The following is a 16,866-nucleotide window of genomic DNA, read 5'->3' on the forward strand; positions in this document are numbered from 1 at the left end:
AGAATGTAACCGTTGTTTGGCAGTTTTAATAAACGCTGATTAACTGAAATATTTTAAAGACACCATATAGTCGGAGTTTTAGGCATGTTAAAAGTAAGTGAAATTTTACGCGTAAAAGGTAAAGTACTTTACACCATTAGCCCAGATGAAAGTATTGAAATCGCCATTCAAACGATGAGCGAACAAGACATTGGTTCACTAGTGGTAATTGAACATGGTGAATTGGCCGGTATGCTTACTTTCCGAGAAATCATGCGCCATCTTAATAAGAAAAAGACTGATTTTTTTAATTCCACTGTACGCAGTATCATGGACACTTATACAGTCAGCGTCACACCGAATACCGAGGCAACTGAGGTACAGCGTCTAATGCTAGAGCATCATGCACGTTATGTCCCTGTGGTTGATGGTCCTACATTACTAGGCGTTATTTCATTTTACGATATGGCTAAAGCATTAATTGAGCTTGAACAATTTGAAAATAGTATGCTCAAAGCTTATATTAAACATTGGCCAGATGATGTTAATGAGGCAGATGAATAACTTTTTCAAGCATATCTAGTTAGTCACTACGCCTATCATTCTTAGCGTGTAGACTACTTACTAATAGTGCAATTCTTATTAAAAAAGCAGGCATTCTATAAATAATGAATGTCTCAGACTGTTGGTAAAGTTATACTTTCGGCGTGCAGGTTTTTATGATGAATTCTAATAGATTGATTTTTTTGTAATTTTACATAAAAACCTGCACGTCAAAATCAACTATAAAAGTTTGTCAACAATCTGAGGCATTCTATAAATAATGAATGCCTGCTTTTATTATTTTAGACAGTTAATACTGATTATCTATTTCTTAACAGCTTCGACCTGAAGAGTAACCTCCACCGTCGGTGTAATCGCACCTTTTAGAAAGTCCATACCAAATTGATGACGATCTAAAGTAGTTTTAAAATCACCACCACAAACTTCTTTTTTGAGTTTAGGACTATCATAACAGTTGAATTTTGTAGCCTCAAACACCACAGGCTGAGTTTTGCCTAATAATGTTAAATCACCTTTAATGCTTTTGACTTTATCACCATCAAATTCCCATTCATTTGATTTAAAAGTAATTTCTGGAAATTTCTCCGCATTAAATAAATCCGCTGATTTTAAATGACCATCGAATCCTGAATTACCTGTACTTAATTTACTCAATGGAACAGCAACAGAAACATTGCCTGTTTTAGCAGCACGATCAACTTCCACTACGCCTTCAATACCATGAAATGCACCATGGTTTGTCGAAGTTCCGAAATGGTCAATAGTAAAAAACACATTGGTGTGTGCAGGATCAAATTCATACTCCGCTGCTATTGCGGGTTTTGCTGTGGCTACTAAGATAGACAGAGAAAGAGTGCTGAATAATTTCATATACCATTCCTTATAAAAAGTGAAAGACTCTTCACTATACCATTAAAATATTAATTGAGAATGACTATCACTCATATTTTACAAATAATTAGAAAAAACTCTCTTGAATAAGATCTTCTGTCTTACTCTCTTCTTTCTCAGTAGTGACATCTAGCGTAAGTGTTCCCGCAGGTACGCAACAACATGGCAAAATTTCACCATTGGCAATATATGCCAATGGCTCAGTTAAATAATCCACATCACCTGTAATTACTCGAGTACGACAAGAGCCACAATAACCAGAACGACATTGATATTCAACTGCATGCCCAGTTCTCTCAAGTCCTTCTAGCAATGTTTCTCCCTGCTGCAAGCTAAAACTTCTTGCTCGCGTAATAACTAAACTCATAGATCAAAGTCGCCTAAATCATCTGTATTAACTTCAGCATCAATTTGTCCCACTAGATAAGATGAAATTTCAACTTCTTGTGGAGCAACCTGAACATTATCAGAGGTTAACCAAGCATTAATCCAAGGAATTGGATTTTGAGAAGCGCCAGGGAAAGCTGGTGCTAAACCGACAGCTTGCATGCGAATATTGGTAATATATTCCACATATTGAATCAGAATGTCTTTATTTAAACCAATCATTGATCCATCTTTGAATAGATAGGCCGCCCACTCTTTTTCTTGCTCTGCTGCTACTTTAAATAAGTTAAAGCACTCTTCTTCTAAATCACGCGCCACAAAAGCCATTTCAGGATCATCATTACCGCTGCGCATAATATTCAACATATGTTGAGTGCCTGTCAGATGTAATGCCTCATCACGAGCAATTAACTTAATAATTTTGGCATTACCTTCCATTAATTTACGTTCAGCAAAAGCAAAAGAACATGCAAAGCTAACATAGAAACGAATTGCCTCTAAGGCATTCACCGCCATTAAGCAAAGATACAATTTTTTCTTTAATTCATAAAGACTAACCTTGTATTCTTGTCCATTAATAGTATGCTTGCCTTCACCAAAGCGATCATATAATTGAGTCAATTGAATGAGATCATCATAATATTTAGAAATATCGCTAGCACGAGCAAGAATATGTTCGTTAGTGACGATATCATCAAAAACAATACCCGGATTATTCGTAATATTACGAATAATATGTGTATACGAACGAGAGTGTATCGTTTCTGAAAAAGCCCAAGTCTCAATCCAAGTCTCTAACTCAGGTAAGGAAACTAATGGCAATAAGGCTACGTTTGGACTACGTCCTTGAATAGAATCCAATAACGTTTGGTATTTTAGATTACTAATGAAAATATGCTTTTCATGATCTGGTAAACCAGCATAATCAATACGGTCCTGAGAAACATCAATCTCCTCTGGGCGCCAGAAAAAAGAAAGTTGTTTCTCAATTAATTTTTCAAATGTTTCATATTTTTGCTGGTCATAACGAGCAACATTCACACTTTGCCCAAAGAACATAGGTTCTTTTAAAGCATCATTAGGAGTTTGGCAAAAAGTACTATAAGACATATTATTCTCAATGTTTAAATTTTACATGCACCACCGGCACAATCATCGGCACCGTCACCTTGTGTATCATCAGCACCATCACGTGTATTATGGTAATAAAGTGTTTTTAGACCATACTTATAGGCTAATAATAAGTCTTTAAGTAATTGTTGCATTGGAACACGTCCACCTTCATAGCGTTTTGGATCATATGACGTATTGGCAGAAATGGCTTGATCAACAAATTTTTGCATAATACCAACCAATTGTAGATAACCGTCCATGTTTGGCATATTCCACAATGTTTCGTATTTATCTTTGAGTCTCTCATATTCTGGCACCACTTGTTTCAAGATACCATCTTTCGAGGCTTTAACAGTCACTAATCCTCGAGGAGGCTCAATACCATTAGTGGCATTAGAAATCTGACTAGATGTTTCCGACGGCATTAATGCTGTTAAAGTTGAGTTACGTAAGCCATTTTCCACAATTTCTGCACGTAACCATTCCCAGTCCAAATGCAATGGTTCAGGACAAACATCATCAATCGCTTTTTTATACGTATCAATAGGTAAAATACCTTTGGCATAATTTGTTTCATTAAAAGCTAGGCAAGGACCAAACTCTTTTGCCAAATTCATAGACGCTTTCAATAAATAATATTGAATTGCTTCAAATGTTCTATGGGTTAACGCATTACCACTACCGTCAGAATATTTGGCATTATTTTTGGCTAAGTAATAAGCATAATTGATCACACCTATCCCTAAAGTACGTCTATTCATACTACCAAGATAGGCGGCACGAATTGGATAATCCTGATAATCTAATAAAGCATCTAAAGCACGAACAGCTAAATCAGCCAAATGTTCTAACTCGTGCAAATCATCTATTGCACCAAGATTAAAAGCAGATAAAGTACATAAAGCAATTTCACCATTTTCATCATTGATATCACTCAATGGTTTGGTTGGTAATGTAATTTCTAGGCATAAATTACTTTGACGAATTGGTGCAACCTTAGAATCAAAGGCACTATGGGTATTACAATGGTCAACGTTTTGAATATAAATACGCCCTGTCCCTGCACGCTCTTGCATCATCAATGAGAATAAGTCTACCGCCTTGACGGTACGTTTACGAATAGCAGGATCATTTTCATACTGAAGATAAAGTTGTTCAAATTTCGCTTGATCCTCAAAAAATGCATCATATAAACCGGGTACATCAGAAGGTGAAAATAAAGTAATATTGCCACCTTTAATCAAACGTTGATACATTAATTGATTAATCTGCACCCCATAATCCATATGACGTACACGATTTTCCTCAACCCCACGATTATTTTTAAGTACTAATAAAGATTCAACCTCTAAGTGCCAAATCGGATAAAACAAGGTCGCTGCACCCCCTCGAACACCACCTTGAGAGCAACATTTAACCGCTGTTTGGAAGTGTTTATAAAAAGGAATACATCCTGTATGCTGCGCTTCGCCTCCACGAATTGGACTACCTACAGCACGAATACGTCCTGCATTAACACCAATTCCGGCGCGCTGAGAGACATAACGAACAATGGCGGCACTAGTTGCATTAATTGAATCAAGGCTATCACCACACTCAATTAACACACAAGAACTAAATTGACGTGTTGGCGTACGAACACCAGCCATAATTGGCGTGGGTAATGAAATTTTGAAAGTAGAAACTGCATCATAAAAGTCTTTGACATAACGTAAACGAGTTTCTTTTGGGTATTTCGCAAACAAGCAGGCTCCCACCAAAATATATAAAAATTGGGGGCTTTCATAAATTTCATTAGTAACACGATTTTGAACTAAATACTTACCTTCTAATTGCTTAACAGCAGCATATGAAAAGGTTAAATCTCTTGAATGCTGGATATAACCATCCAACTCATCCAATTCCTCTTTGGTATAGTCTGCTAGCAAATGAGCATCGTATTTTTTGAGTTCCACTAGACGTTTGACATGATCATACAAACTTGGTGGATCAAAGTCGCCAAATGCCTTTTTACGCAAATGGAAAATAGCAAGACGAGCAGCTAAGAATTGATAATCAGGCGTTGCAGATGAAATTAAATCAGCTGCCGCTTTAATAATTGTCTCGTGAATACTTTCTGTATGGATGCCATCATAAAATTGGATCTGTGATTTTAATTCTACCTGCGAGACAGAAACGTTATTTAACCCTTCCGCTGCCCAAGTGATCACACGATGAATTTTATCTAAGTTCAATGGTTCCTTCTCACCACTGCGCTTGATAACGTAGAGCTGATTTGTCATAATTTCGTCCAGTTGTTGTTTACAGGACTAAATATAGACTTTTGTTAAAATCTATATTTAGTAATGTTAAGGTTTTTTTATACCATATATAGTATAAAAATATTAGATTAATTTCAATCACAAATAATTAAGAAAATTATATAAAAATTTTCTTTCACTGGGATTAAAGCCCCTTTTAGCAAAATTTAAATTATAAAAAAATATATATTTGCTTTTTTTACAACACAAAATAGTCAGATTCCAGCCAATCTATTGACACAAAAAATAATCTTTATTTCAAAAAAGGTCTAAAAGCCTCTTCTATTAATGAAATATCGTTGGCATTTAATCGTTGGACATCAGACAAGGTTCTGCGGAATATCTTAGCCCCTTGTTGTCCATTCATCAGCCCTAGTAAAGGCTTAACTACTGCACGTAATGGTACCCCTTGAGTAGTCATGTTTTGAGCGTATGAGATCATTGTTTCACATATTTGCTGATTAGTGGCGGTTGGCTTATCCGGCCAGATAAGCTGGCTTACTTCTCTAAGTATATAAGGTTCATGCCACGCTACTCTACCAAGCATAATCCCATCAAATTGACTAAGTAACTCCCTACTTTGCTCTACTTGGTGAATGCCCCCATTTAAGACAAAAATTGCCTCAGGAAAGTCTTTTTTCAGTTGTGCAACCACCTCATAACGCAAAGGAGGAATTTCTCGATTATCTTTAGGAGACAGGCCTTTTAACACCGCATTACGGGCATGGGTCACAAAAACACGGCACCCAATCTCATATAGCTTTGCCACAAAATCATGTACAAACGCATAACTATCATCATAATCTAGACCTAAGCGGTGTTTTACTGTTACTGGAATATCAACAGCATCTTGCATCGCTTTTATACAGTCAGCCACCAAATCTGCCTCTGCCATTAAACAAGCCCCAAAAGCACCTCTCTGTACTCTTTCAGATGGACACCCACAATTCAAATTGATTTCGTCATATCCCCACTGCTCACCCAATTTTGCACAATGCACAAGAGCGTCTCTTTCACTTCCCCCTAATTGCAAGGCGACAGGATGCTCTGAATCATTAAACTGCAGATGCCTAGCTACATCACCATAAATTAACGCTCCCGTTGTTATCATTTCGGTATATAGCAATGCTTTAGGTGCTAGTAATCGGTGAAAAAAACGGCAATGCCTATCAGTAACATCTAGCATTGGTGCTACAGATAACCGCCATGGTTGATCCGTAGATTGATAAATACCCTTAAATTCTGGTGTTGTTTTATGATTTATCATTTTTATCTCGAATATCAACAACGGTTGGTCCACTTTGGTCAACAATTTTTTTAATTTCACTTAGTTTACGTAGCACATCCGATTTATAAACAATCCCAACCAAATGCGGAGGATCTTGCAAATCGACCACTGGTAAACGTTCCCCATTAGAGGACAGAAAACACTCTTGTGCCTGATCTAAATTCATAGAGGTTGTTAACGGCTCTATATAAGAACGTTGAATCAATTCTGGCGATATTGGTGCATTTAAATCTGGATTAGTCAGCAAAATACGAGTCATTGTCTTACTTTCAATCACGCCCAAAAACTCATTATGTGCATTTACTACATAGATATACCGTACGTTTTCTTCTGAAAACATATTGACAACATCTTGTAAAGTACTCTCCGGCGTAAGCACATTAACATTTTTATTAAGAAAATTTTTCACCTTGAGTTTACTTAACTGATTACGGACTAACTCATTTTTCTCTCTTTGTTCGGTAACTTCAAACATTACCGTACCAGTGATGATGCGTGAGATAAAAAATGAAGTGACTGTCGCAATCATTAAAGGAGCAATCACATTAAAACTATGACTCATCTCCACGACTAACACCATGGCGACCAAAGGTGCACTAGTCGCCGCCCCTAAGAAAGCACCCATTCCCACTAAGACAAACAAGGGAGCAAAAGTCGTAACATCAGGAAAAATTAAAGCTAGCATTTGCGTTAATAACATCGCCATACTAGCTCCCATTAGCATCACTGGCGTGATAACCCCACCAACAGCACCACAACCGACACTAATACCTGTTGATAAAATTTTCAATAACAAGATAGTGGCAATAGCACTCAGTGTCCAAGGAGCTGTAAGATATGAATGAATAATCGTATCCCCTTTTCCTGTCACCCATGGCTCAATAATAATCAAGCAACCAAGTAAAAAACCACCTAGCGTCATTGACACAAATAAGGTATTACCAAGTTTAGCAAAAAGTTGGCGGCAAATTTCTAGGTATTTTAAAAACAAAGGAGCAAAAATCCCAGATAAAAAGCCAATAGCAATGGTAACTAATAGATATTTATCACCGATAACAGTAATCTCAGGAATAGAATACAGCCATGAATCAAAACCTAGGCTGCGCATCGTAATAAAAGCCGTTGCTGATGAAATCATTAGTGGCCCCAGCACATGGCTAGCCATACTACCTAAGACAATTTCAGCGACAAATAGAGCACCAGCTATGGGGGCAAAATACGCTGATGAAACACCAGCTGCCGCACCACATGCCACAAGTAGCCGATGATGATTCGTATCTAAACGAAAAAAACGCCCCAAAAATGAACCTGTCATAGCTGCCAAGTGAATAATTGGCCCCTCTCTCCCTAACGACCATCCAGCACCTGCTACACTCAGTGCCGAGGCAACCCGTAGCAACCCTTGTCGCATAGATAGACGCCCATTACCAATAGCTACTGCTTCCATATAGTCAGAGTTAGCATCAACCTTTATTTTAGATGCCCAATAAAGCCCCATCGCTGCGATAAAGCCAGCAATTGTAGGAACAAGAATTTTTTTAAGTGAAGACCACTGTTCCGCAAGTTTAGTGGGATCACCGTACTGGTGACTATGTAGGTACTGTAAAAACTTAACTGTCTCATGAAAGCTAATAGTAGTTAGTGCTCCTGCAATACCCAAGACAACCGCCCATACTAAAATAGCTGGCTGGGAAAATAGTTGCGGAAATGAGCTCAAATAAGTACGAATTGACTGAACGTATGACTTCACTGTTGATGATTAAAGATGATTGGAAAAATTGGAAAGCACTTACTATTAAATGTCATATTATAAAACATCTCAACACGATTATTTGAAAACCATAGGAATAGCAAATTCATCATTTTTTTCCTATAGAATATGAATATCAAATGAATTACATGAAAGATAAATAATCCTATGGCTGTTTTTACTCCTTTAAGCAATGAACAAGTTGCTCAATATTTACTTGAATACAATCTTGGTGAACTTGTTTCTTTACAAGGCATTACGGCGGGTATTGAAAATACTAACTTTTTCCTTACCACAACTAAGGGTGAGTACGTTATCACTATTTTTGAAGTACTGACTTTTGAGCAATTACCCTTTTATATTAAGTTAATGCACCATCTCGCTAGTAAGGGAATCAAAGTTCCCATGCCACAACAGCGCAAAGATGGCTCACTGATTGGTCAATTAATGGGAAAGCCTTGTTGTATCGTCACACGTCTTCATGGCGGTTATGAGGCAACCCCGAGTAAGGCTCATTGTATTCTAGCTGCTGATATTCAAGCACATATTCATTTAGCCACAAAAGATTATGCGTTACAGCAACCAAATTTACGTGGTTTATCCTGGTGGCAAGAAAACTATCCCAAAATACAGCCATTTTTATCTACAGAGCTTAATGCTCTTTATCAACAAGCCTTAACAGAACAAATCAGCGTGCAAAATAGTGATACGTGGAAAAATTTGCCTCAAGGCGCATGCCATTGCGACCTATTTCGCGATAACGTACTGTTTGCAGGCACCTATCAATCACCTAGTATGGGTGGCGTTATTGATTTTTACTTTGCTGGCGTTGACAAGTGGATTTTCGATGTGGCTGTCGCTGTAAATGATTGGTGTATTCAACGTGATACTGGCGAATTTATTCGTCCTCATGTTAAAGCGTGGTTAGAAAATTATCATCAAATAAGACCTTTCACAGAAGAAGAACGTGAAATTTGGCCACAAGCTTTACGAGCAGCGGCGTTACGCTTTTGGACATCACGCCTGTATGACTTTTATCTTCCTAGAGCGGCAGAAACATTAAAACCCCATGATCCAACCCATTTTGAGCGTGTACTCAAACAACGCTTTAATGGCTATATCCCTGAATTACCTCTATAACAGTTTTAATCTATGCCTTTGATACATTCACACAAACCTACTATTGCTTTTCACTGGATTAAGGAAGGTTTTAGTTTATTATTAAAACAATTTATCCCTTTATCTCTGCTATTTGTTATTGTTTCTTTAGCATTTTCTATCGGCACAATGCTTCCTTTGATTGGTATCTTTATCGCACTGATTTCTTTACCTATCACACAAATGATTCTTTTTAATGCGGGCTACGGTATTCGCTTGAGGGGGCGTTTACAACTAAGTGATATTTCTCAAAAAATACGCTCCCAGCAAACAATTCTACGTCTCTTTGGGGCAACATTAATTAATTTTATTTTTATCTACACAATCTTAACCATTACTTTGCCTAGCATTCCTATCGCAATAGATGAATTTATGGCACTTAGCTCTGAAGAAATGGCAAAAGTCATTTTGCAGACCTATACCTTTTCGGCTATGTTAATGCCAGTTTTTTGTGTTTCAGTATATATGTTGCTGACTATTTGGGTTTATCCACTAATCTCTTGGGAAGATAGCCGTGTCATACCTGCTTTTAAAAACTCATTTAGAGCCAGTATGGCTAATGCACTTCCCTTAACTTTTTTATTTGCTACTTTCTGCTTTATTTTTATGCTAGGAATTTTTGTTATGCAGACAGTACTTTTAAGCGCTGCCAGTACCCTAGCCTCTATGGTAAGTTTATTTATAATGCATACACTTGTGATTGCCCTATATTTAAGCCTATTTGTTGCACATATGGAAATTTTTTATGGCGCTTCCAATCAAAAATAATACTTTTTTCATAAATTATTATTAGACTAATACTTAATACATTAATACTCACTCTTTTAAGGAATTACTCATGTCAAAAAAATTATTACTTACTTCTTTGATGGCAGTAACGCTAAGTGCTTGTAGTAATATGGATCCAATGGGAGTATTACAGGTAGGTAGTACCCTATTCCAAGCAGCATCAATTAGTGATGCCGATGTAAAGGCTCTTGGTGCCCAATCTGCCGCAAAATTAGATGCTGAAAATAAAATAGCTACTAGTAATAGTAAATATTCTCAACGATTAAACCGTATCACCAAAAACTTACGCTCTTATAATGGTCAGCCCATGAACTTCAAAGTGTATATGAATAATGATATGAATGCGTTCGCACTTCCTAATGGGGATATTCGTGTTTACTCTGGCTTACTTGATAAGATGACCGATGATGAGGTTCTTTTTGTTGTCGGACATGAAATGGGTCATGTGGTCTATGGGCATTCTAAATCACAAATGCGTAGCTCTTTATTAACAACAGCTGCTCGTCAAGCTGCCGCAGCTAGTGGCAATTCTATCGTTGCATCCCTATCCTCAGGACAAATTGGTAATTTAGCGCACAAATTAATTGATGCCCAATATTCGCAATCTGATGAGTACGAAGCAGATGCTCATGGGCTCAAAGTGCTTAAAGAAAATGGCCGTAGCAAAGATGCTGCTGTCTCAGCCCTACGTAAAATTGCTGCCATCAGTGGCGGACAATCAACTATTTTCTCATCACATCCTGATTCTGACAAACGTGCTGAACGTATTGCTAATATGAATTAGTCAGGCTATCGATAAAATATACTTTTGGCGTATAAGTTTTATAATCAATACCAATTTACTGATTGATTACTCTTATAAAACATTCTGCCAACACTAAAAAGTGAATCAATATCAAAAAATGCCATGCTCATTAGAGCATGGCATTTACTTAGGAGATTTAATTTTTTATTACTACTAAACAACTTAAAGAAAATTATTTAGTAAAACGTTAAGATTAGTAGCGATAACTAATATTTAAACGATAATCACGACCAGCCGCGGGTAAGGCATTGATACCTGTACGTTGGCTATGTGGCTTGTAATATTTATTAAAGACATTGTTTACCGAGACGTTAACATTGATGTCATCCTTGCCTGTTGGTTGCCAATTCAAATAAATATCGCTTACACCATAACCTGGGCGTGGTTGAACTTCAGCACCACCAGATCCGCGGCTTGCTTGACCCTCTGAGCGTTGAACAAAGCGCCCTTGCCAACCAAGCTCTAAACTTGGATTTTCAAAGGTATAACTTAGAGAAGCGGTCCATGTACGCCCCATAGGAATAGCTGTTTGAACAATATCAGCTAAAGAACCATTTTGTTCTGGCTTAGAGTAAGCAACACCCACACGCGCTTGTAAGCCAGCATATTTATACGCTAACCCTAACTCATAACCACGATTTTTTAATTCACCGCCGTTAATCGCTGTTTGTAAAGCGGCACCACGATAACGTGAAGTTTCAAATTCTGTTAGATTGGTAATTTTTTGAACAAAATAACTACCATGTGCAGAGAATTGGTCATTAAAGCGATAATCAAACCCTACTTCAAAGTTACGAGAACGCTCTGCCTTTAGACCATTACCTGCCGCAATATATTGTGCACCACCACGCCCTGTTGACACCAATGCTACTTCAAATAAACGAGGACTACGTGTTGCAATGTTATAGCTCATATTAAAGCTTAAATCATGTGTTGCATCCCAGATTAAGCCAATACTTGGACTCCATGCTCCATCAGAAACTGATTGCCCAATTGTTCCTTTATAGTCAAAGTGATCATAGCGCAGACCAGTTGTCAACGTAATCGGATCAAAATTCCAAATGCCCTCTAAATAAGCACCAATTTCGTCCTTCCCATGAGTTCCTGTCGCAAATCTAGCGACAGTTGGAGCCTCACCTGTTTGACGACGATAATTCAGACCATATTTTAGCCAGTGTTTACCAAAGATTTGCGTATTGAAATTAAAGTTTGCTCCTGTCGTTTCCACTTTAGTAATAGAATTGCCACCATCTTGTAAACGACGATTATTCAGTTGATAAACATTAGCATCTAAGTGATCAATAAAACCGATTTTCTTACCATGATACTCTAGATTAAATGTCTCTTGATCAAGAACACGGTAGCTCGGGCGGTTATTGCTTGGGTTGTCTGCTAGGGCAAAATCAAACTCTTCACGAAGATTACGAACTCCCCATGATTTCTCTTGACGATAACTAAAGGCCAAACGATGATTTTCATTGAAATTTAGACCAATTTTAGCTAAAACACCACGTTGATGAATACCAGATGCATTAACTTTGTAGCCAGAACCATCCTTATAGTCTTCTTCACGTACAAAGTTAGTTGCAAATAAAGCATCTACTTTACCAAAACGTCCATAAACCGCTCCACCAGCATTAGCACCTTTATTGCTTGAATAACCGGTATTCACTTTTACACCAATATTCTGACCGTCTCGTAATAAATCAGCAGCATCAACAGTTGTTGCAACAATAGCGCCTGAAGTGGCCCCTAGACCTGCAGAAGCAGAACCCGTGCCTTTTTGGACATCAATAATTTTAACTAACGCTGGGTCAAATAGAAAACGACCTTGATGATGGAAAATCTGTGTATCAGAATAGGTATTATCTACTTTTACATCAATTTGATCCTGCCCCATGCCACGGATAGAATACCATTGCGATGTAGAGTTACCACCACCAAAGTTAATCGCAGGCTCTGCCGCTAAGATGCCTCTCAAATCTGTTGCTGTTGATTTTTCTATCCCTCTGAGCTCAACTACATTTGTTTGCGATTTAGCACCCTCAAAATAGCCTGCTTGAATAGTACTCAATGTCGTGACTTGTTCTGTGTTTTCTTTGCTCTCTTGCGCATATGCAAACCCATTTGTCAATAATAATGTCAAAGACAACACCTTGAACTTATCATATTTAACCATCATTACTTCCTCTTTATAAATAGTATTAATTATCATTCAAATAAATAAATAATAATGATAACCATTTTTATTTATATTGTTAAGGAATTAGTAAATTTTATCTAATATATGTTAAATATTGTTGTAAATGCACGACTTTATTAGCTATCTTCTGCTTATTTTGATTAAAAACAAAAAAGCTGAATTGGTTTAAAAAACAACCCAGCTCAAATTAAGCTAATTATGCTGACAAAATTTTAATAATTTTAACGTCCCACTTTCCTATCAGAAAGGAAAAATTCTTTACTTAAGATGAATAATGAAACCCTACACGTCAAAAACTCTACCCTATCAAAAATATAAGCTAGATTGATTTGTTAATCCAATCTAGCTTATATAAGGTTAATTACTATTTTGCGTGATATGCAAAAGATAATAATTAGATAGATTTTTCCAATTCAGGAACAGCAGTAAATAAATCTGCCACTAATCCGTAGTCCGCCACACCAAAAATGGGCGCTTCAGGATCTTTATTAATTGCAACAATAACTTTAGAGTCTTTCATACCTGCTAGGTGCTGAATAGCTCCAGAAATACCTACTGCAATATATAACTGTGGTGCGACAACTTTACCAGTTTGTCCAACTTGTAAATCATTCGGTGCATAACCAGCATCAACTGCAGCACGAGATGCCCCTACTGCTGCACCTAACTTATCCGCTAATCCATCTAAGATTTTGAAGTTTTCTGCACTACCTAAACCACGACCGCCAGAAACAATCACTGATGCGGCTGTTAATTCTGGACGAGCACTCTTAGCAATTTCACGACCAACAAAAGTACTTAAACCACTATCTGCTACAACAGCTAAAGACTCTTGTGCTGCTGAACCACCAGTATTTGCCACAGCATCAAATGCTGTCGTACGCACAGTGATTACTTTTTTGGCATCAGCACTTTTCACTGTAGCGATAGCGTTACCAGCATAGATTGGGCGTTCGAACGTATCTGCATCAATAATAGCGGTAATTTCTGAAATCTGGGCAACATCTAATTTTGCAGCCACGCGAGGCGCTGTATTCTTACCCGATGCTGTTGCCGGGAAAAGAATATGCGAATAATTGCCTGCAACCTGTAGCACTTGCTCTGCTAAATTTTCTGCTAAATCATTAGCTAATGCATCACCGTCAGCCACTAAAACTTTACTCACACCTGCAATCTGTGCAGCCTGTCCTGCTGCGCTAGAAACATCTTTACCTGCTACTAACACGTGGATATCTGCACCCAACTTACTAGCTGCAGCTACTGTATTTAACGTAGCACTCTTAATTGAGTTATTATCATGTTCTGCAATTACAAGTACCGTCATATTAAATCACCTTTGCTTCATTTTTTAATTTATCAACAAGAGCTGCAACGTCAGGAACCTTGATACCTGCCTTACGAGCAGCTGGTTCTGCCACTTTTACTACGGTTAAGCGAGGAGTCACATCTACGCCTAAATCTTCAGGTTTGAATGTATCCAATTGCTTTTTCTTCGCTTGCATAATCTTAGGTAAAGTAGCATAGCGTGGCTCATTTAGACGTAAATCTGTGGTAATAATGGCAGGTAATTTTAAACTTAAGGTTTCTAAACCACCATCAATTTCACGCGTTACTTTAACATGGTCGCCTTCTACTTCTACCTTACTAGCAAACGTAGCTTGAGGCCATCCAAGTAATGCGGCTAGCATTTGACCCGTTTGGTTTGAGTCATCATCAATAGCTTGCTTGCCTAAAATAATCAATTGAGGCTGTTCTTTATCTGCCACGGCTTTTAACAATTTGGCAACGGCTAAAGGTTGAAGAGCAACATCAGTTTCAACCAATACACCACGATCAGCACCAATCGCCATTGCAGAGCGAATTTGCTCTTGGCATTGAGTGACACCACATGATACAGCTACAATTTCTGTCACTGTGCCTTTTTCTTTTAAACGAGTCGCCTCTTCAACAGCGATTTCGTCAAAAGGATTCATTGACATTTTTACATTGGCAATATCAACATCCGTCTGGTCTGATTTCACTCGTACTTTGACGTTGTAATCAACTACACGTTTAACCGGTACTAATACCTTCATCCATCTATCTCCTAGGATAACTTTTGTTTAAATATCCTTAATAATAACATTCTATCTATAAAAAAAACAAAACTTGCTGATTATATATAAATCAGCTCGAATTTATCAACACAGCTCACCAGAGCTATGAAAACCTGCACGCCGAAACGCTACTCACCTTAGCTGATTATAAATCAGCTAAGGTTTGCACCATCACTATACTTTTTGGGCTTTTGACGTGCAGCTTTTCTATAACTTAGAAAACCGGCACGCCGAAAATACAACCTACCTTAGCTGATTATAAATCAGCTAAGGTTTGCACCATCACTATACTTTTTGGGCTTTTGACGTGCAGCTTTTCTATAACGAAGAAAACCGGCACGCCGAAACGCCACTCACCTTAGCTGATTATAAATCAGCTAAGGTTTGCACCATCACTATACTTTTTGGGCTTTTGACGTGCAGCTTTTCTATAACTTAGAAAACCGGCACGCCGAAAATACAACCTACCTTAGCTGATTATAAATCAGCTAAGGTCTTAATATGCTCCACCGCACTTCTTCCTAGAGAGGATAGTTCATATCCCCCCTCGAGAAAGCTTATAATTCTTCCCTCACTATAGGTATCCGCAATTTTCATTAATTCTTTGGTTAACCAGACAAAGTCTTTTTCAACTAAGTCCATTTGCCCCATTTCATCTTCTCTATGGGCATCGAAACCAGCACAAATCAATACTAATTCGGGCTTATAGTCATGCATATCAGGCAACCAATGCTCAGTCACCACTTTTTCTACTGCCGCCATGCCTGAATAAGCTGGTAAAGGGGTATTAAGCATATTCTTAGCCACATTTTCAGTTCCTGAATAAGGAAACAATGGGTGTTGGAAAAAACTATACATTTTTACATAGGGATGGTTTTGAAAAATTTTCTCTGTCCCATTACCATGATGCACATCAAAATCAATAATAGCAATGCGCTTAAAGCCATATTTTTCAATCGCATAAGCTGCCGTCACCGCTGCATTATTAAAAAAACAAAAACCTGTACTCCGATTAGGTTCGGCATGATGCCCCGGTGGTCTAACACTGCAAAAAGCATTTTTTGCTTGTTTGCTCATCATCTGATCCAGTGCCAAAATACCTGCACCGGCTGCATGTAAAGCCGCATTATACGTATGTGGATTCAAACAAGTTTCCTCGGTATCCACGTTAAAATAGCCATCTTCTGGAATATTTTCTCGAATAAAATCAATATAAGCTATCTCATGAACACGAGAAAGATCCACTACCGTAGCCTTTGGTGCATCTAAATGCGTCAAATAGGTACTAATACCACTCGCAAGTAATCTATCATTGATTGCATCTAACCGTTTTGGCGACTCAGGGTGCCATTTATGCATCATGTGTAAACGACAAACTGGATGGGTTATAAATAAGGTTTCCATACGCCTAATCCCCTTCCTTAATCTTAAATATAGCCATTCTTTTCTAATCTTTAGAGCATATAAGATTTTTAGCCTTTTTTCCTTTAGTATTTCTACCCATTTAAAAACCATTACAGTATTTTCTTAAACAATTTTGACT

14 protein-coding genes are annotated in these 16,866 nt (G+C 37.7%); 4 read left to right on the forward strand and 10 right to left on the reverse strand.

Going from position 1 to position 16,866, the window contains the following annotated elements:
* The first annotated feature begins 84 nt into the window (after positions 1-84).
* On the forward strand, positions 85-543 hold the full coding sequence (locus tag BQ4443_RS02610) for a CBS domain-containing protein (protein ID WP_071057959.1): 459 nt from the start codon (positions 85-87) through the stop codon (positions 541-543).
* A 303-nt stretch (positions 544-846) separates the two neighbouring features.
* Here the strand turns inward: BQ4443_RS02610 and BQ4443_RS02615 are convergent, their stop codons facing one another.
* From BQ4443_RS02615 to BQ4443_RS02640, 6 genes are all read right to left on the reverse strand, one after another.
* Positions 847-1,413, reverse strand: a complete 567-nt coding sequence (locus BQ4443_RS02615) for a YceI family protein (RefSeq protein WP_071057960.1) — start codon at positions 1,411-1,413, stop codon at positions 847-849.
* A gap of 88 nt (positions 1,414-1,501) precedes the next feature.
* A complete protein-coding gene (gene yfaE / locus BQ4443_RS02620; RefSeq protein ID WP_023948784.1) occupies positions 1,502-1,801 on the reverse strand; it encodes a class I ribonucleotide reductase maintenance protein YfaE in 300 nt (99 codons plus the stop codon).
* A complete protein-coding gene (nrdB, locus tag BQ4443_RS02625; protein ID WP_023948785.1) occupies positions 1,798-2,931 on the reverse strand; it encodes a class Ia ribonucleoside-diphosphate reductase subunit beta in 1,134 nt (377 codons plus the stop codon). The genes yfaE and nrdB overlap by 4 nt, the downstream gene beginning before the upstream one ends.
* Positions 2,932-2,945: 14 nt before the next feature.
* A complete protein-coding gene (gene nrdA, locus BQ4443_RS02630) occupies positions 2,946-5,216 on the reverse strand; it encodes a class 1a ribonucleoside-diphosphate reductase subunit alpha (protein WP_023948786.1) in 2,271 nt (756 codons plus the stop codon).
* Between the two features lie 271 nt (positions 5,217-5,487).
* Positions 5,488-6,501, reverse strand: a complete 1,014-nt coding sequence (gene dusA, locus BQ4443_RS02635) for a tRNA dihydrouridine(20/20a) synthase DusA (protein ID WP_023948787.1) — start codon at positions 6,499-6,501, stop codon at positions 5,488-5,490.
* Positions 6,488-8,272: a ClcB-like voltage-gated chloride channel protein gene (locus BQ4443_RS02640; protein WP_071057961.1), complete on the reverse strand. Its 1,785-nt coding sequence runs from the start codon at positions 8,270-8,272 to the stop codon at positions 6,488-6,490. Before BQ4443_RS02640 ends, dusA begins: the two co-directional genes overlap by 14 nt.
* Positions 8,273-8,440: 168 nt before the next feature.
* On the opposite strand from BQ4443_RS02640, the gene BQ4443_RS02645 reads away from it, so the two are divergent.
* From BQ4443_RS02645 to BQ4443_RS02655, 3 genes are all read left to right on the forward strand, one after another.
* Positions 8,441-9,412, forward strand: a complete 972-nt coding sequence (locus BQ4443_RS02645) for a homoserine kinase (protein ID WP_071057962.1) — start codon at positions 8,441-8,443, stop codon at positions 9,410-9,412.
* Between the two features lie 12 nt (positions 9,413-9,424).
* The gene (locus BQ4443_RS02650) at positions 9,425-10,198 is read left to right on the forward strand and encodes a BPSS1780 family membrane protein (protein ID WP_071057963.1); all 774 of its coding nucleotides are present in this window, start codon (positions 9,425-9,427) and stop codon (positions 10,196-10,198) included.
* Between the two features lie 70 nt (positions 10,199-10,268).
* Entirely contained in the window at positions 10,269-11,003 is a 735-nt protein-coding gene (locus BQ4443_RS02655) for a M48 family metallopeptidase (protein ID WP_071057964.1), read from the forward strand.
* A 214-nt stretch (positions 11,004-11,217) separates the two neighbouring features.
* Here BQ4443_RS02655 and BQ4443_RS02660 read toward each other — a convergent pair whose 3' ends face one another.
* The 4 genes from BQ4443_RS02660 to BQ4443_RS02675 all read right to left on the reverse strand — a co-directional run bounded on the left by BQ4443_RS02660 (position 11,218) and on the right by BQ4443_RS02675 (position 16,727).
* The gene (locus BQ4443_RS02660; RefSeq protein ID WP_083331831.1) at positions 11,218-13,206 is read right to left on the reverse strand and encodes a TonB-dependent receptor domain-containing protein; all 1,989 of its coding nucleotides are present in this window, start codon (positions 13,204-13,206) and stop codon (positions 11,218-11,220) included.
* A 415-nt stretch (positions 13,207-13,621) separates the two neighbouring features.
* On the reverse strand, positions 13,622-14,551 hold the full coding sequence (locus tag BQ4443_RS02665) for an electron transfer flavoprotein subunit alpha/FixB family protein (RefSeq protein WP_071057966.1): 930 nt from the start codon (positions 14,549-14,551) through the stop codon (positions 13,622-13,624).
* A 1-nt stretch (position 14,552) separates the two neighbouring features.
* On the reverse strand, positions 14,553-15,302 hold the full coding sequence (locus BQ4443_RS02670) for an electron transfer flavoprotein subunit beta/FixA family protein (RefSeq protein ID WP_071057967.1): 750 nt from the start codon (positions 15,300-15,302) through the stop codon (positions 14,553-14,555).
* Positions 15,303-15,800: 498 nt separating this feature from the next.
* Positions 15,801-16,727, reverse strand: coding sequence for a histone deacetylase family protein (locus BQ4443_RS02675; protein WP_023948793.1), 927 nt, complete (start codon positions 16,725-16,727; stop codon positions 15,801-15,803).
* Positions 16,728-16,866: the final 139 nt, after the last annotated feature.

It is taken from the genome of Pelistega sp. MC2, assembly GCF_900099475.1.
In the GTDB taxonomy this organism is placed as follows: domain Bacteria; phylum Pseudomonadota; class Gammaproteobacteria; order Burkholderiales; family Burkholderiaceae_B; genus Taylorella; species Taylorella indica.